General features: G+C 69.6%; 16 protein-coding genes, 1 pseudogene and 1 riboswitch. Of the genes and pseudogenes, 9 read left to right on the forward strand and 8 right to left on the reverse strand.

All coding sequences use genetic code 11. The annotated features are described in order from the left end of the window. Positions 1 to 36 precede the first annotated feature (36 nt). The 5 genes from I8N67_RS17355 to I8N67_RS17375 all read left to right on the forward strand — a co-directional run bounded on the left by I8N67_RS17355 (position 37) and on the right by I8N67_RS17375 (position 3,571). Positions 37 to 876: a helix-turn-helix domain-containing protein gene (locus tag I8N67_RS17355; RefSeq protein WP_200304019.1), complete on the forward strand. Its 840-nt coding sequence runs from the start codon at positions 37 to 39 to the stop codon at positions 874 to 876. After that, positions 860 to 1,132: a DUF397 domain-containing protein gene (locus I8N67_RS17360; RefSeq protein WP_200304020.1), complete on the forward strand. Its 273-nt coding sequence runs from the start codon at positions 860 to 862 to the stop codon at positions 1,130 to 1,132. The genes I8N67_RS17355 and I8N67_RS17360 overlap by 17 nt, the downstream gene beginning before the upstream one ends. A 60-nt stretch (positions 1,133 to 1,192) precedes the next feature. Beyond that, positions 1,193 to 1,726 carry a DinB family protein gene (locus I8N67_RS17365; protein WP_200304021.1) on the forward strand — a complete coding sequence of 178 codons (534 nt, stop codon included), beginning with the start codon at positions 1,193 to 1,195 and terminating at the stop codon, positions 1,724 to 1,726. Positions 1,727 to 1,955: 229 nt separating this feature from the next. Continuing rightward, positions 1,956 to 2,840 carry a hypothetical protein gene (locus I8N67_RS17370; RefSeq protein WP_372443728.1) on the forward strand — a complete coding sequence of 295 codons (885 nt, stop codon included), beginning with the start codon at positions 1,956 to 1,958 and terminating at the stop codon, positions 2,838 to 2,840. A 59-nt stretch (positions 2,841 to 2,899) separates the two neighbouring features. After that, entirely contained in the window at positions 2,900 to 3,571 is a 672-nt protein-coding gene (locus I8N67_RS17375) for a Uma2 family endonuclease (protein WP_200304022.1), read from the forward strand. On the opposite strand, the gene I8N67_RS17380 is transcribed toward I8N67_RS17375, so the two are convergent. After that, on the reverse strand, positions 3,559 to 4,350 hold the full coding sequence (locus I8N67_RS17380) for a hypothetical protein (protein WP_307835262.1): 792 nt from the start codon (positions 4,348 to 4,350) through the stop codon (positions 3,559 to 3,561). The two genes, I8N67_RS17375 and I8N67_RS17380, sit on opposite strands and share 13 nt — an antisense overlap. A gap of 116 nt (positions 4,351 to 4,466) precedes the next feature. On the opposite strand from I8N67_RS17380, the pseudogene I8N67_RS42660 reads away from it, so the two are divergent. Both I8N67_RS42660 and I8N67_RS43870 read left to right on the forward strand, forming a co-directional pair. After that, positions 4,467 to 4,727, forward strand: a pseudogene (locus tag I8N67_RS42660) (AAA family ATPase); the annotation flags it as partial. 82 nt (positions 4,728 to 4,809) lie between these two features. Beyond that, complete coding sequence (locus tag I8N67_RS43870) at positions 4,810 to 4,995, forward strand: hypothetical protein (RefSeq protein WP_200304087.1); 186 nt, start codon at positions 4,810 to 4,812, stop codon at positions 4,993 to 4,995. A gap of 15 nt (positions 4,996 to 5,010) precedes the next feature. Here I8N67_RS43870 and I8N67_RS17390 read toward each other — a convergent pair whose 3' ends face one another. The 7 genes from I8N67_RS17390 to thrC all read right to left on the reverse strand — a co-directional run bounded on the left by I8N67_RS17390 (position 5,011) and on the right by thrC (position 13,346). Further along, the gene (locus tag I8N67_RS17390; protein ID WP_200304023.1) at positions 5,011 to 6,576 is read right to left on the reverse strand and encodes a carboxylesterase/lipase family protein; all 1,566 of its coding nucleotides are present in this window, start codon (positions 6,574 to 6,576) and stop codon (positions 5,011 to 5,013) included. 78 nt (positions 6,577 to 6,654) lie between these two features. Continuing rightward, a complete protein-coding gene (locus tag I8N67_RS17395) occupies positions 6,655 to 7,539 on the reverse strand; it encodes a metallophosphoesterase family protein (RefSeq protein ID WP_200304024.1) in 885 nt (294 codons plus the stop codon). Positions 7,540 to 7,586: 47 nt separating this feature from the next. Further along, entirely contained in the window at positions 7,587 to 8,744 is a 1,158-nt protein-coding gene (locus I8N67_RS17400; protein ID WP_200304025.1) for an NADH:flavin oxidoreductase, read from the reverse strand. 281 nt (positions 8,745 to 9,025) lie between these two features. Then, positions 9,026 to 10,648, reverse strand: coding sequence for a chaperonin GroEL (groL, locus tag I8N67_RS17405; RefSeq protein ID WP_200304026.1), 1,623 nt, complete (start codon positions 10,646 to 10,648; stop codon positions 9,026 to 9,028). A gap of 349 nt (positions 10,649 to 10,997) precedes the next feature. Further along, positions 10,998 to 11,201 (reverse strand): cold-shock protein, encoded by a 204-nt coding sequence (locus tag I8N67_RS17410; RefSeq protein ID WP_037910665.1) that lies wholly within the window; start codon positions 11,199 to 11,201, stop codon positions 10,998 to 11,000. 462 nt (positions 11,202 to 11,663) lie between these two features. Further along, positions 11,664 to 11,939: a MoaD/ThiS family protein gene (locus I8N67_RS17415; protein WP_200304027.1), complete on the reverse strand. Its 276-nt coding sequence runs from the start codon at positions 11,937 to 11,939 to the stop codon at positions 11,664 to 11,666. A gap of 114 nt (positions 11,940 to 12,053) precedes the next feature. Continuing rightward, positions 12,054 to 13,346 (reverse strand): threonine synthase, encoded by a 1,293-nt coding sequence (thrC, locus tag I8N67_RS17420; protein WP_200304028.1) that lies wholly within the window; start codon positions 13,344 to 13,346, stop codon positions 12,054 to 12,056. Between the two features lie 17 nt (positions 13,347 to 13,363). Continuing rightward, positions 13,364 to 13,511, reverse strand: a riboswitch (SAM riboswitch). Positions 13,512 to 13,678: 167 nt separating this feature from the next. On the opposite strand from thrC, the gene I8N67_RS17425 reads away from it, so the two are divergent. Together I8N67_RS17425 and I8N67_RS17430 are read left to right on the forward strand one after the other, a co-directional pair. After that, positions 13,679 to 14,623: a glucosyl-3-phosphoglycerate synthase gene (locus I8N67_RS17425; RefSeq protein WP_200304029.1), complete on the forward strand. Its 945-nt coding sequence runs from the start codon at positions 13,679 to 13,681 to the stop codon at positions 14,621 to 14,623. 240 nt (positions 14,624 to 14,863) lie between these two features. Continuing rightward, the gene (locus I8N67_RS17430) at positions 14,864 to 16,270 is read left to right on the forward strand and encodes an alpha,alpha-trehalose-phosphate synthase (UDP-forming) (RefSeq protein WP_200304030.1); all 1,407 of its coding nucleotides are present in this window, start codon (positions 14,864 to 14,866) and stop codon (positions 16,268 to 16,270) included. Positions 16,271 to 16,280 lie beyond the last annotated feature (10 nt).

The following is a 16,280-nucleotide window of genomic DNA, read 5'->3' on the forward strand; positions in this document are numbered from 1 at the left end:
TTCACACCAGCGGATGTCAAACAGGGAGCAATGGCCATGCCAGGACCGAGGGACCTCGACCCGTCGTCGTCACCACGTGCGCTCCTGGGCGCCGAGTTGCGGCACGCCCGCGAGAAGGCCGGGCTGAGCCAGGACGAGTTGGGCCAGCAGTTGTTCGTCAGCCCCTCGTTCGTGAGCCAGTTGGAGGCGGGGATGAGGCGTATGCAACCGGACCACGCCCGGCTGCTCGACATGGCACTCGGTACCGAGGACTTCTTCTCGCGCAACTGCACGGCAGCGGCCAAGTCCCGCTATCCCGAACACTTCGCGGAGGCGGCGGAGGCCGAGGCGGAGGCCACGGAGATCAGGGAGTACGCGCCGCTTCTGATCCCAGGCCTGCTCCAGACAGCGGAGTACGCACGGGCCGTGTGCCGCGCGTACCAGCCGACGGCGCCGAGCAAGGTGATCGACGACCTCGTGGCAGCCCGTGTGGAACGGGCCGGCATCCTCGACGACCTGACAAACCTCTTGCTGTGGGTGGTGCTTGACGAGGCCGCCCTGCGTCGAACGACAGGCGGCCCGGCCGTGATGGCGGCGGCCCTGCGCCACATCGCCGGGTTGGTCCGCGGGAGCCGGGTGATCGCTCAGGTGCTGCCCTTCAGAGCGGGAGCGCACGCGGCGATGCAGGGCGCCATCAAGCTGATGGAGTTCGTGGAAGCGCCGCCGCTGGTCTACTACGAGGGTGTCGGCACCGGACGTCTGGAGGACGCCCCCGCCACCGTCCGACACCAGCGCCGCACCTACGAGTTCCTCGCCGCCGCCGCGCTCTCGCCTGAGAACTCCCTGGTCATGCTCGAATCAATGGCCCAGGATTACGAAGATGAGGAGCATCCCTGAGTACGACTTGAGCACGGCCGCATGGCAGAAGTCGAGCTATAGCGGCGGCGACGGCGGCAACTGCCTTGAAGTCGCCCGCTGGCGCAAGTCGACGTACAGCGAAGGCAGCGGCGGCAACTGCCTCGAAGTCGCCGAAGGCACCCCCTCCCTCGTCCCCGTCCGCGACTCAAAGAACCCGCTCGGCCCGAAGCTCGTGTTCCGGGCGGAGGCGTGGGCGGCGTTCGTCGAAGACCTGCGGCAAGCGGACAGGATCTGACCTAATTGACTCCTAGCGTGGTCTCGACCGACGGAACAGACATCCACGGAGGCCGAGACCATGAGCGACACCACTTACGACACCGTGACCGGCGAGCGTGCCGACCTGCTGGCGGCACTGGCCAAACAGCGGCACTTCCTGCGGTTCACCACCCGTGATCTCACCGACGAGGAGGCCGGGCGGCGGACCACCGCCAGCGAACTGTGCCTGGGCGGCCTGATCAAGCACGTCACGTCGGTGGAACGGCACTGGGTGGAGTTCATCCTGAACGGCCCCTCCGCGATGCCCGACTTCACCGCCATGACCGAGGCCGACTTCACCCGGCGGACCGACGAGTTCCGGATGCAGCCCGGCGAGACGCTGGCCGGTGCGCTGGCGGAGTACGCCGAGGTGGCCCGCCGGACCGACGAACTGGTCGCCACCCTGCCCGACCTGGACATCACACATCCGCTGCCCAAGGCCCCCTGGACCGAGCCGGGGGCGCGGTGGTCGGCCCGTAGCGTGCTGGTGCATATCGTCGCCGAGACCGCGCAGCACGCCGGCCACGCGGACATCATCCGCGAGTCCCTCGACGGCGCCAAGAGCATGGGCTGACCCACCGCCTCGTCACCCCCGAAGCTCAAGCCCCCAGCTCCGAGCCTTCTTTTCAAGGATTGGGTGGTGGGTCTCAACCCACCCTCCCACCCGGCGAGTTGACTTGACGCGTTCGGCTTGCCACGCACGGTGACGATGCTGATAACGTGCCCGCAGACGAAACAGCCCCCGCCAGGTGTTACCAGCACCTGCGGGGGCTTGACCCACAAGATCGAAAGCAGTCGATCCCATGGCTGATGCCAAGCTTAGTGGCGCTCCCCTGCGCGCGCACGTGCCCTCGCCCACCTCCCCGCCCCCGATGGCCAATCCGGGCTACGGCAAACGCAGCGCCCCGGGCCAACTCCCCCGCGCAGCTCACGACTTCGCCCATCTCCCGCCCCGCGAAGCCGCCATCGCCGCGTTCATCGACCGCCTCCCCGACGGCGCCGACATCAGCGTGAAGACGCTGGCCAAGACGACGCCGTACGGCCAGTGCGCGCTGCGTACGGCGCTGAACCGCCTCCAGCGGGAAGGGCATCTGCGGCGGGGGCGGGAGAGTGTGCCGGGGGAGTCGGGGAGTTCGCAGTGGATCACCCGAACGTGGTTCACCCGTACCGCGCGGGACGACGAGTGGTGGGCGGGGTTCATCCGGGGTGACGTGCCGCAGGGGCCGCCGAAGGCGCCGCCCACCCGCTCCCGCGCCCTCATCCTCCTCGCCGCCCTCGGCCGTACGGCGCCCGCGCTGTCGCTCTCCGAGGCGGACTGCGCGGCGCTGGCACCGCTGCTGACGCCGTGGTTCGAGCGGGGAGCCACCGACGAGTCCGTGCTCCAGGCCCTGACGACCGGCCTGCCCGTCCCCGTCCACAGCCCGGCCGCCCTGATCCGCACCCGCCTGCGCGACAAGCTCCCACCGGAACCCGCCCCCGCACCCCCTCCCCACCGCATGCTGGAGTGCTCGAACTGCCGCGTCGCGGGCCGCCCGGAAGCCCTACCGGGCGGCCTCTGCAGCGCCTGCCGAGGGGAACACGCCCCTGCCCGCCCCAACGCGCCCCTCTCCGCTTCCACGGTCCACACCCGCGCGGCCGAGATCCGTGCGGCGATGTCCCTACAGCAACAAGAAAGGGCACCCGTATGACCGCTCCTACGGTCCGACGACATCATCCCGGGGCACGATGGAGGGGAGGAGGCGACGCCATGACCCCCAGCACCGCTGAACGCCCGCAGATGCCCATCGAGGACTTCGAGGATCTGGTCGGCGCGGCCCCGGAGCACGTGCGGCTCGAAATGGTCGACGGGCGGGTCCGCACCCGGGGCCCGCTCAGCGTCGAGGACTTCGAGGAACTGGAGCGGCGGGCGCCGGAGACCGTCCGCCTTGAGTACATCAACGGAAAACTAGAGGTCAAGGCAGTGCCGGACGGCAACCACCGGGAGATCTTCGTCTGGCTGCAGGAACAGTGCATGACGCACCGCTCCGACCTGCGCGTCTACGGCGAGTCCGGCGTCAAGACCGAGGCGTATCGCAAGGGTCGGGCCCGCACCGATGGAGCCATCGCACGCAAGGGGCATTTCAAAGGCCACGGCGAGTGGTCCGCATCCAACGGCATCCTGTTGGTCGTCGAGATCACTTCGCGCGACCGTGACACCCATCAGCGAGACCGCGTCGACAAGCCACTCGGCTATGCGGCGGTCGACATCCCCATCTACCTGCTCATCGACCGCGACAACAGCACTGTCGTTGTGTACAGCGAACCCGATGAAGGCCGCTACCAGCAGATCGAGTCCTTCCCCTGGGGCTCCCCCGTCGCACTCCCCGACCCCCTCGGCTTCACGCTGGACACCGAGGAACTCAAGGACTACGCCGACTGATCCGACCCACGCCCGGCCCCGGCGTACCCCGTCACCAGACCGATCCACGTGACGAAGACACCGGGGTCCAGATCCGCACCGTGCCCCGCGTCCCAGTAGTACGCCGTGTCGACGTCGTCCCCCAGCTGCGCCAGCCGCGCGTGCAGGTTGCCCGCGACCGTGTGCGACGTGTCCGTGTCCTTCGTGCCGAGGCGGATCCACCAGTGCTTGGAGCGCTTGGCGTTGACCTGGTCGACGAGGTGGTGCATGGGGTTCATGAGGGCGAGCTTCGCGGGGATGTCCTCGTCGAGGCGGGCGCTGTCGCCGTACTGCTTACGCAGGCTCCAGAGGGTGAAGTGGCGGGTCCTCGTCGTCCCCGTACCGAAGAGGTTGTTCTCGGGGCTGGCCATGTCGAGGGTGTCGAAGGAGGGGACGTTCTTGCGCCGCGCGCCGACGTGGGTGAGGAAGCCGGCCCAGGTGAAGGCGGCCCGGCCGCCGGACCAGGTGATGAAGGGGTTGGCCGCCAGGTAGGCCGCGCGGGCCGAGTCCGACAGGCCCGCCAGGTGCTTGGTCGCCGACGGCTCGATGAAGGTCTTCAGCAGATAGTCGTCGAGGTTGCGGGCGGTGAGTCTGCCGTAGCCCTTGGCGCGCAGCCCGAGGGACGCCACGTGCTCGCCGTACGCCGTCCTCAGCTCGCCGGAGAGCGTCTGGTCGGCCTGCGCGCCGGAGGCGACCGCGGTCACCGCCGGTATCGCGGCGGCGGCTGCGGTGAGTCCCTTGACCACTAACCTGCGCTTCACTGCTGTCTCCTGATCGTGTGTCTTGATGGCTCTTCGGACGGGTCACCAGTTAACTGATTGCCTACAAAATTGTCAGCAATTTTGAGGGGAATCTCATTGAGCTAGTTTTGTCGGCCATGGACTTACCGGACGCGCAGGACACGGCCAAGAGACTGCGGGCGATCGGCGACGAGTTGTCGGACCGCTTCTACGAGCGGGCCGACGTCGTACGGACGCTGATCGTGACGCTGCCGGCAGGGCGGCACTCGCTCGTGCTCGGCCCGCCCGGAACCGCGAAGTCCGAGATGGCGCGGGAGCTCACGGGCAGGTTCGAGGGGCCGACGCCATCGAGGAGTACTCGCCCAGGCCGGCGCGCTGCGCGGGCTGCTGGAGCGTTCCCGGGCCGCCCGGGAACAGGCCGGGCAGGCGGGGCGGGCCCAGCGGGACGCCGAGGTCGCGGCGGCGGCGGTGGGTGAGGCGGTGCGAGGGGCCGTGGACGAGGCCGTGGACGAGGCCGACGGGGAGGCCGGAGCGGCGGGGGCCGTAGAGCGGGCTCCCCGCGTCGCCGAGGCCGGCTCGGTCCTGGAGGCCCTCTGCGACAACCTCCGCTCCATCGAAGACCTCACCGACGTCCACGCCGCCGCCGACCTCTTCCGCACCCTCTGACCCGGCCCCCGCTGACTACTCCCCGGGGGCCGAGCCCGCCGAGCGCAGCGGTAGCGCCGCGAACTGGTACCCCTCCCACATTCGCCGCGAAGCCTCGTCCGGATACGGCCTGACCTCCGGCTCCACGTCCAGCACCTGCGTCAGCCGGCCCCCGCCCGCCCCGTCGCCCTGCCCGTCGTACGCCGGCCACCCCGGCTCCCCGGTCCGCGCGAACGCCGTCCACGCCGTCTGGAAGTGGTCGGTCAGCACCTTCGCCTCCGGCGGCACCCCGCTGCCCGCGAACAGCAGATTGCCGAGGTCGGCCTCGTACGTGCCGAAGAGGAGCGGGATGTCCAGGCCGTGGCAGGCGCCGAGGACGCCGCCGTAGCCGGGCGCGGGCCAGGTCAGTTCGTAGAGGTGGGCCCGGCCGCCGCCCGCGACCTGGGCCTCGGCCAGGTGGAGGGTGGGCATGTTGAACAGCCAGTCCGTGTGGACGCGTTCGTACAGCTCGCCGGGCGTGGCGTCAGGGAAGGCCGCGCGGTAGGCCCGCTCGCCGTCCGGGCCGCCCGGCGCGAAGGTGCGCAGCGCCCGCGCCGCCTGCTCCTCGCCGAGCTGGCCGAGCTGACCGCCCAGGGCGAGGAACAGCCGGAACTCGTCGCGGTTGTGGCCGGTCAGCAGCTCCACGTCGCGGGCCGCGCCCGCCGCGAGCGCCTCCCAGGGCGTGCACGGCAGCACCTCGCCGTCGACGACCGGTGAGAAGGGCGTGACGGTGGGCGCCGCCTGGCCCCACCGGTCCTCGTACCGCCGCATCTTCGCGCCCAACGCCTCGCCCGCCGCAGTGAGTTCGCGGGGATCGACGGCGGACAGCGCGGCGGCCGTCGGGGGCAGACCCGCCTCCTTGGCTATCTCGGCCGCGATGTCCCGGGCGAGCGCGTCGGAGAAGAACGTGCCGGGCACGCTCTGCGCGATGGCCCGCCGGAAAAGGCCGCGCGCACTCGGCATGGCCAGCAGCGAGGCGACGCTCCCCGCACCCGCCGACTCCCCGAAGACGGTGACCTGCCCGGGGTCCCCGCCGAACGCCGTGATGTTGTCCCGTACCCACTCCAGCGCGGCGACCTGGTCCAGCAGCCCCCGGTTCGCGGGCGTTCCGTCGATGCTCGCGAAGCCCTCGATGCCGACGCGGTAGTTGAGGGTGACGACGACCAGATCACCGGCGCGTGCGAGGTGCCGCGCGTCGTAGCCGGGGCTGCCGGAGTGGCCGAGCTTGTAGGCACCGCCGTAGATCCACACCATCACCGGCCGGCGGGCCGCCGGGTCCGCCTCGGGCGTCCAGACGTTGACCGTCAGCCAGTCGTCCCCCGTGGGCGCGTCAAGAGTGCCCGTACGGCCCTGAATGCCCGACTCCTGCGGGGGCGGCGGGCCGAATTCGTACGCCTCCCGGGTCCCCTCCCAGGCACGCACGGGCCGCGGCGCCCCGAACCGCGCCTCTCCCACCGGCGGTTCGGCGAACGGGATGCCCCGGAAGACCGTGAGCCCGTCCTCCCCTCGCCCGTGCACGGCACCGGCCGCTGTGCGCACGACAAGACCATCGGCTGTTGTCATCGTCGACTCCTCAGGGATGGGGAACGGGGTCCGCCGGCTCACTCAAACCCGCGAGCTTGCCTAAGTCAACCAACTGAATCAGACGCCGCGGGGTTCCCCGTGAGGCCGCTCCTTCTCCACCAGCTCCCGTATCCGCTCCACGCCCAGCTCGTACACCGTCTCGTGGGCGCGCGGATCGCGGGCGTGGAACGTGTGGAACATGGGACTCGCCGGCTCGCCCAGCTCCACCAGCGAGGCCGACGCCCCACGCACCGCACGCTCCGTGCCGGGCGGGGTCGTGAGGTCGATACGGTTGACGACGCCGGGCGTGACCCATACTGGTACCGACTCCAGCAGCCCGAAGAGCTGGGCGTGGTAGTGGCCGGTGAGGACGACCCGTACGTCACTGCCCCGGATCGCCGCCGCCAGCTCGCCCGGGTCGCTCAGCCCGAAGGCCCGCTGGGTCGCCGAGATGCCGAGGGCGATCGGCGGGTGGTGAAAGGCGAGGACGGTGCCGTGTTCGGCGGGGGTGCCCAACACCTCACGCAACCAGTGCAGTTGAGCCACGCTCAGCCGCCCGTAGACGCGCCCCGGCACCAGGGAGTCCAGCGTCACGAACCGCCAACCGCCGACCGTGCTCACCGCCACCCGCTCCGACGCGGCGGTCTCCAGCACGGCCTCCGGCCGCGAGTGCCCGCTGCCCAGCACCTCGCCGAAGGCCTCGCGCTCGTCATGGTTGCCGGTGGTGTAGAAGACGGGGGCGCCCATCGAGCGCGCGAAGCCCCCGATGAGCTCCCGCACCCTCACGTAGGCCTCCACCGTCCCGTCGTCGGCGAGGTCACCGGTGACGACGACGGCGTCGACGTCCCGCTGGTGCGCGAGCTCGGCGAGCATGAGGCGCAGGCAGTCGGTGGCGTTGACGCCGTTCCGGTTCGGGGCATCGGCACGGTCCAGATGAGTGTCCGAGAGATGCAGTATCCGCATCTCCCGGATACTAGGCCGCGTCGTCCTGGGCCGCCGGGAGTTGAGGGTCAGCTCAGCGAGCCCAGCGCCGTCGGCTCGAACGCCTTCAGCTCGTCGACGCGGCCGCCGAGGACCTTCGCGGCCCACTCCGGGTCCTGGAGCAGCGCGCGGCCGATGGCGACCATGTCGAACTCCTCGGCCTCCAGGCTGTCGAGCAGGTCGTCGATGCCCTTGGTCGACGAACCCTCACCGGCGAACGCGGCGATGAACTCGCCGTCCAGACCGACCGAGCCGACGGTGATGGTGGGCTTGCCGGTGAGCTTCTTCGTCCAGCCCGCGAGGTTGAGGTCGGAGCCCTCGAACTCCGGCTGCCAGTAGCGGCGCGTGGAGGCGTGGAACGCGTCGACACCGGCCGCCACGAGCGGGCTCAGCAGCGCCTGAAGCTCCTCGGGCGTCTCGGCCAGCTTCCCGTCGTAGGCCTCCTGCTTCCACTGCGAGTACCGGAAGATGACCGGGAAGGTGGCGGACACGGAGTCCCGCACCGCCGCGACGATCTCCGCCGCGAACTTCGTACGGGCGACGAGGTCACCGCCGTAGGCGTCCGTACGGCGGTTGGTGCGCTCCCACAGGAACTGGTCGACGAGGTAGCCGTGGGCGCCGTGGATCTCGACGCCGTCCATGCCGATGCGCTCCGCGTCGGCGGCGGCCCTGGCGAAGGCCTCGATCACCTCGTCGATGTCGGTCTGCGTCATGGCCCGGCCGCCCGGCGCCTCCGTGCCGTCGACCCGCAGGCCGGACGGACCGAACACCGGGGCCTCGGGGAACAGCTTGCCCTGCTCGCGGACCGTGCCGATGTGCCACAGCTGCGGCACGATCGTGCCGCCGCCCGCGTGCACCGCCTCGACGACCTTCGCCCACCCCGCGAGCTGCTCCTCCCCGTGGAACCTCGGCACACCGTCCAGGTCCCCGGCCGTCTCATGCCCGACGTACGTCCCCTCGGTCACGATCAGACCCACACCCGCCGCCGCCCGCCGCCCGTAGTACGAGGCCACGTCCGCGCCGGGCACACCACCGGGCGAGAACACGCGCGTCATGGGCGCCATGGCGATCCGGTTGGGGACGGTCAGACCGTTGATCGTGACGGGGCGGGACAGCAGCTCGGCGGCGCGGGAGGTGGCGGTGGTGGTGGTGGCGGCGGTGGTGGTGGTGGTGGTGGCGGTGGTCACGTGGGGGCTCCTCGGAGAGATCGGAGGTCGTTCGGTGTCGTTCGGTGTCGTTCGGAGGTCGTTCGGAGGTCGTTCGGAGATCGCTCGTTCATCGAGTGGGCGATGCGATGCACTACATGCGCACGCATGTAGTGCGGCTCTCCGCTCAACGGCCCCTCGCGTCACGGCATTCCGCCGCGGCCTCCTCGCCGCTGTGACCCCGGACACGCCCGAGGGCGGCACCCCCTGTTTCCAGGGAGTGCCGCCCTCGGTACTGACGGACGGTGATCGACCAGGGTCGATCAGAAGTCCATGTCACCGCCGGGCATACCGCCACCGGCAGGCGCGGCGGACTTCTCCGGCTTGTCGGCGATGACGGCCTCGGTGGTGAGGAAGAGCGCGGCGATGGAGGCGGCGTTCTGCAGGGCGGAGCGCGTGACCTTCGCCGGGTCGATGATGCCTTCGGCGATCATGTCGACGTACTCACCGGTCGCGGCGTTCAGGCCGTGGCCGACGGGCAGGTTGCGCACCTTCTCGACGATGACGCCACCCTCGAGACCACCGTTGACGGCGATCTGCTTGAGCGGGGCCTCCAGGGCGAGCCGCACGGCGTTGGCGCCGGTCGCCTCGTCACCCTCGAGGTCCAGCTTCTCGAAGACGGAGGACGCCTGGATGAGCGCCACGCCACCACCGGCGACGATGCCCTCTTCGACGGCCGCCTTCGCGTTGCGGACGGCGTCCTCGATGCGGTGCTTGCGCTCCTTGAGCTCGACCTCGGTCGCGGCACCGGCCTTGATGACGGCCACGCCGCCCGCGAGCTTCGCCAGGCGCTCCTGGAGCTTCTCGCGGTCGTAGTCCGAGTCGCTGTTCTCGATCTCGGCGCGGATCTGGTTGACCCGACCCGCGACCTGGTCCGAGGAACCGGCACCGTCGACGACGGTGGTCTCGTCCTTGGTGATGACGACCTTGCGGGCACGGCCCAGGAGGTCCAGGGAGGTGTTCTCGAGCTTGAGACCGACCTCCTCGGAGATGACCTCGCCACCGGTGAGGATGGCGATGTCGTTCAGCATCGCCTTGCGGCGGTCGCCGAAGCCCGGGGCCTTGACCGCGACGGATTTGAAGGTCCCGCGGATCTTGTTGACGACCAGGGTCGACAGGGCCTCGCCCTCGACGTCCTCGGCGATGATCAGCAGCGGCTTGCCCGACTGCATGACCTTCTCCAGGAGCGGGAGCAGGTCCTTCACGTTCGCGATCTTGGAGTTCGCGATCAGGATGTACGGGTCGTCGAGGACGGCCTCCATACGCTCCATGTCGGTGGCGAAGTACGCCGAGATGTAGCCCTTGTCGAAGCGCATACCCTCGGTGAGCTCAAGCTCCAGACCGAAGGTCTGGGACTCCTCGACGGTGATGACGCCTTCCTTGCCGACCTTGTCCATCGCCTCGGCGATGAGCTCGCCGATCTGGGTGTCGGCGGCGGAGATGGAGGCCGTCGAAGCGATCTGCTCCTTGGTCTCGACATCCTTCGCCTGCTCCAGCAGGGCACCGGAGACGGCCTCGACGGCCTTCTCGATACCGCGCTTCAGAGCCATCGGGTTGGCGCCGGCGGCGACGTTGCGCAGGCCCTCGCGGACCAGCGCCTGGGCGAGGACAGTCGCGGTCGTCGTGCCGTCACCGGCTACGTCGTCCGTCTTCTTGGCGACTTCCTTGACCAGCTCGGCGCCGATCTTCTCGTACGGGTCCTCGAGCTCGATCTCCTTGGCGATGGAAACACCATCGTTGGTGATCGTGGGGGCGCCCCACTTCTTCTCGAGGACGACGTTGCGGCCCTTGGGGCCGAGCGTCACCTTGACGGCGTCCGCGAGCTGGTTCATGCCGCGCTCGAGGCCGCGCCGTGCCTCCTCGTCGAACGCGATGATCTTGGCCATGTGAAGTGGTCCTCCCGGACAGGGGGTGGATTTCTCCGGACCGTGCTGGCGCCCGCGACGGACGGCTCGCCGACCTCGTGGTTCCTTGCCCCACATGGCCTGCGGGCCTCACCGACCCGATCCTCGTTGTCACTCTCACCTTCAGAGTGCTAACGCCAATGATTAGCACTCGGCATGGTCGAGTGCAAGCGCCTCTCGATGATCCGCAGGTGAACGCGCCCCCGAGCGCCCCGTCGGCCCGCCCCGCCCGAGCCGTCCGCACACACCAGAGGGCTCGCACCCCTGTACGGGATGCGAGCCCTCCGATGAAGAACGAAGAACGTCGCTGCGATAAACCCGGCGCGTTACTTCAGACCGCCAAACGGACCATGTCCGCCTGCGGCCCCTTCTGACCCTGCGAGATCTCGAACTCGACCCGCTGGCCCTCTTCCAGGGTGCGGTAGCCGTCCATCTGAATCGCGCTGTAGTGGACGAATACATCCGCACCACCGTCGACCGCGATGAAGCCGTACCCCTTCTCCGCGTTGAACCACTTGACGGTGCCCTGAGCCATGCCTAACTCCCCTATTACTGGCCCTTGCACAGATCCACACTTCGCGGATCCGGGTCAGACCTCACCCCCCAACGGTTGGGGGTGTGCGCCGGAACGCGTCGACCGCGGCCGAATGTATCTGTCCAACTGCCCTCTGCAACAGGTCAATTGGACGAGAATTCTGGACACGACCGGTCGGGAATGTACGAACAATTCGTCTGAATTCAGGGCAAGTCGGGCCCCGCAAAAGGAATAAAAGACACAAATGCCCTGCGCACTTTGGCTACTTCGTATAGGGCGTGCGGCGCGATCAAATATGCGCCCGGCATGAAATCGCTACGGCGATCGGACCGGCTTCCCCAACTGTACCGTGCTCAACCATAGAGAATTGCCCCCTCCGCTTCTCTCACGGAGGGGGCAATTCGATGAACAGCGCGTAACCGAAGTTACCGACGGTTACTGCCGACCGGTACTGAACCCGGGTCAGCCACCGGCGACGGCCGGGATGATCGAGACGCCCGCGCCGTCCGGCGTCGCCGTCTCCAGCCCCTGCTCGAACCGGACATCGTCGTCATTCACATACACATTGACGAACCGACGGAGCTTTCCCTGATCATCCAGCACACGCGCCGCGATACCGGCGTGGTTCTTCTCCAGATCGGCGATGACCTCGGCGAGAGTCCCGCCTTCGGCCTCCACCTCGGCCTTGCCGCCGGTGTAGGTGCGAAGGATGGTGGGGATACGGACGCTGACGGACATGACGTGAAACCTCCGGGTAAGTGCGGCTTGCCCTAGGGGCGCGGGGCTGTATCGATGTGCGGCTCCGCCGCGTGGGCGCGACCAGCCCCCACCGGCCCCGCGGACGAACAACAGCTATACGAGGCCGGCCTCGCGGAACGACTCCAGGTTGGGACGAATGGTCGCGGTGAGCCCGGTCCCGGCCACCGCGTCCAACGTCTTCAGACCGTCCCCCGTGTTGAGGACGACAGTCGTCAGCGTCGGGTCCAGCAGACCGCCCTCGATCAGCTTCTTGGCGACCCCGACGGTCACCCCGCCCGCGGTCTCCGCGAAGATCCCCTCGGTCTGCGCCAGCAACTTGATCGCGTCGACGATCTGCTCGTCCGTCACGTCCTCGACGGCCCCACCGGTCCGCCGCGCGATGTCGAGCACGTACGGCCCGTCCGCCGGGTTCCCGATCGCCAGCGACTTCGCGATCGTGTTCGGCTTCTGCGGCCGTACGACGTCGTGGCCCGCCTTGTAGGCGACGGACACCGGCGAGCAGCCCTCGGCCTGCGCACCGAAGATCCTGTACGGCCTGTCCTCGACGAGCCCGAGCTTGATCAGCTCCTGGAGCCCCTTGTCGATCTTCGTGAGCTGCGACCCGGAGGCGATGGGCACGACGAGCTGGTCGGGCAGCCGCCAGCCGAGCTGCTCACAGATCTCGTACGCGAGGGTCTTGGAGCCCTCCGCGTAGTACGGCCGCAGGTTGACGTTGACGAAGCCCCAGCCCTCGCCGGCCGGGTCGCCGATCAGCTCGGAGCAGAAGCGGTTCACGTCGTCGTAGTTGCCCTCGATGCCGACGAGCTCGCCGCCGTAGACCGCGGCCATGACGACCTTGCCCTGCTCCAGGTCGTGCGGAATGAACACGCAGGACCGGAAGCCGGCGCGGGCGGCGGCGGCGCCCACGGCGCCGGCGAGGTTGCCGGTGGAGGAGCAGGAGAGGGTGGTGAAGCCGAAGGCACGGGCGGCTTCCAGCGCCTGGGCGACGACGCGGTCCTTGAAGGAGTGCGTCGGGTTGCCGGAGTCGTCCTTGATGAACAGCTTGCCCGCGTCGACACCCAGCTCACGGGCGAGGTTGTCGGCCTTGACGAGGTGGGTCCAGCCGGGGTTGATGTTCGGCTTGTCGGCCACGTCGGCCGGAACGGGCAGCAGGGGGGCGTAGCGCCAGATGTTCGCGGGCCCGGACTCGATCTTCTTCCGCAGCTCCTCCGTGTCGTACGCGGAGTAGTCGTAGGCGATCTCCAGCGGGCCGAAACACTCCTCGCAGGCGAAGACCGGGCCGAGGGGGACGCGGTGGCCGCATTCGCGGCAGCTGAGCGCCGCGGCGGGGCCGAGGTCTACGGTGGAGGTGGAGTCGGTGGTGCTTGCAACAGTCTGCGCAGCCATGGAGGCGAGGCCCTTTCTCCTCATCTTCCTCACGACGCACTTCGCCGTGAGACGGATTTGGCACCTTCCCGAGCCGGGAGCCTCGCCACATCAACGTGACAAGAACCAGCTGGAGGGTTGCCGGGGCTTCAACGGGCCGTATCCCTCTGCCCCTCTGGATGAGCGGTATTTGGTTGTATACGCGAACAACCCGCGACATGCGATGGTCATCAGCGTTGTTCAAGACTGTAACCGAAGGCCAGCACAGTTGAGGGAGCCGTCCGAACCGCGAGATGGATCAGACCACCTCTGATCCCGTCCCTCGCCGAGTGAACGCAGAGGAGCCGCGCACTGTGCTGAAGGAAGTCGAGCGCTGGCTGAGCACCCGCTCCTGGTCCCTGGCCGACCGCCCGCTCCACAAGATCATGGCCGCCAAACGCGCCTCGGGCCGGACGGTCAGCGTCGTCCTGCCCGCCCTCAACGAGGAGAAGACGGTGGGCGACATCGTCGCCGTCATCCGTCACGACCTCATGCGGCAGGTCCCGCTCGTCGACGAGATCGTCGTCGTCGACTCCGGCTCCACCGACCGTACGTCCGAGGTCGCCGCGGCGGCCGGGGCGAAGGTCGTCCACCGCGACGACATCCTGCCCCGCCTGCCGGCCGTCCCCGGCAAGGGCGAGGTCCTGTGGCGGTCGCTGCTGGTGACGACGGGTGACATCGTCTGCTTCATCGACGCGGACCTCAAGGAGTTCTCCTCCGACTTCGTCACCGGGATCGTGGGCCCGCTGCTCACCGACCCCGGCGTCGACCTCGTCAAGGCGATGTACGACCGCCCCCTCGGCTCCGCCGCCGGCCAGGGCGGCCGGGTGACGGAACTGATGGCCCGCCCCCTGCTCAACATGCACTGGCCCCAGCTGGCCGGTTTCGTCCAGCCGCTGGGCGGCGAGTACGCGGCCCGCCGCTCCCTCCTGGAACAGCTCCCCTTCCCGGTGGGCTACGGCGTGGAGCTGGGCATGCTCGTCGACTCCCTCCACCTCGTCGGCCTCGACGCCCTCGCCCAGGTCGACGTCGGCGTCCGCAAACACCGCCACCAGGACGGCCAGGCGCTCGGCCGCATGTCCGCGGCGATCTACCGCACGGCCCAGCTCCGCCTGGCCCGCGGCCACCTGATCCGTCCCGTCCTGACCCAGTTCGAACGAGGGTCGGACGGCTTCGAGCCGCGCACGTACTCGGTGGACCTGGAGGAGAGGCCGCCGATGGTGGAGATCGCGGAGTACGCGGAGCGAAAGGCCGCGTGAGGGGGTGGGGGATGCGGTTTCGTCGGCGGGTGCGGGTTGTGGTGGGTTGCTCGCGCAGTTCCCCGCGCCCCTTAAAAGCATGGGGGCACCCCGCGTTTTCAGGGGCGCGGGGAACTGCGCGACCAGCCCCCACTCACCCGCACCCGCCAACCCCACCCGCACCCCCCACCCCCTCAGGCGCCCCCGTATACGGCCCAACCGCACGTTTGACCGGTTCACCCCCGGGCTAGGTTGAGCCGTATGGCATCAACGCACGGTGCGGCCCGGATCCTCGTCGCCTCCAACCGCGGCCCGGTCACGTACACGCAGGACGAGACCGGCGACCTCAGGTCCAAGCGCGGCGGCGGCGGCCTCGTCTCGGGCCTGTCCTCGATCGACAAGGACGCGGGCGCCGTCTGGGTGTGCTCAGCCCTCGGCGACGGCGACCGCGAGGCCGTCCGCCGCGGCGTCGCCGAGCCCGGCGTACGCATGCTGGACATCCCCGCGGACGTGCACGCGGACGCGTACAACGGCGTGGCCAACTCCACGCTGTGGTTCGTGCACCACATGCTGTACCAGACTCCCCTGGAGCCCGTCTTCGACGCGGAGTTCCGGCGCCGGTGGGCGTCGTACGAGACGTACAACCGGGCCTTCGCCCAGGCGCTCGCGGACGAGGCGGCGGACGGCGCGGCGGTGCTCGTCCAGGACTACCACCTGGCGCTGGTGCCGCGGATGCTGCGCGAACTCCGCCCTGACCTGCGGATCGGGCACTTCTCGCACACCCCGTGGGCGCCGGTCGACTACTTCCGGCTGCTCCCCGACGACATCGCCGCGCAGGTCCTGGGCGGCATCCTCGGCGCCGACCGGGCCGCGTTCCTCACCCAGCGGTGGGCGGACGCGTTCACCGACTGCTGTCATGCCGTGCTGGGCCCCGGCATCCCGTCCGGCACCCGGATCGGTGTGCACGGACTGGGCGCCGACGCGGACTTCCTGCGGCGGCGCGCCCACGAGGCGGACGTCGACGAGCGCATGGCCGCGCTGCGGGAGCAGGTCGGGACCGCCCCCGACGGCACCCCGCGCCGCACGATCGTCCGCGTCGACCGCACGGAACTCTCCAAGAACATCGTGCGCGGCCTCCTCGCCTACCGGCAGCTCCTCGACGACCGGCCGTCCTGGCGCGAGCGCGTCGTGCACGTCGCCTTCGCCTACCCGTCCCGGCAGGACCTCGCCGTCTACCGGGACTACACGGCCGAGGTCCAGCGGGTCGCCGACGAGATCAACTCCGCGTACGGGACGCCGGGCTGGACCCCGGTCGTCCTGCACGTGAAGGACGACTTCGCACGATCCCTCGCCGCGTACCGGCTGGCCGACGTGGCCCTCGTGAACCCCATCCGCGACGGCATGAACCTCGTCGCCAAGGAGGTACCGGTCGTCTCCGACGAGGGGTGCGTGCTGGTGCTGTCGCGGGAGGCGGGGGCGTACGAGGAACTGGGCGAGGACGCGCTCGTGGTGAACCCGTACGACATCGGCGGCACCGCCGCCGCACTCCACCAGGCGCTGTCGCTGCCCGCGGACGAGCGGGCGGAGCGCACGAAGCGGCTGGCCGCCGCGGGGACCGCGCTGCCGCCGACGCAGTGGTTCCTGGATCAGTTGCACGCGTTGGACTGATCGGCCGACA

The organism is Streptomyces adelaidensis (assembly GCF_016598475.1).
GTDB lineage: Bacteria > Actinomycetota > Actinomycetes > Streptomycetales > Streptomycetaceae > Streptomyces > Streptomyces adelaidensis.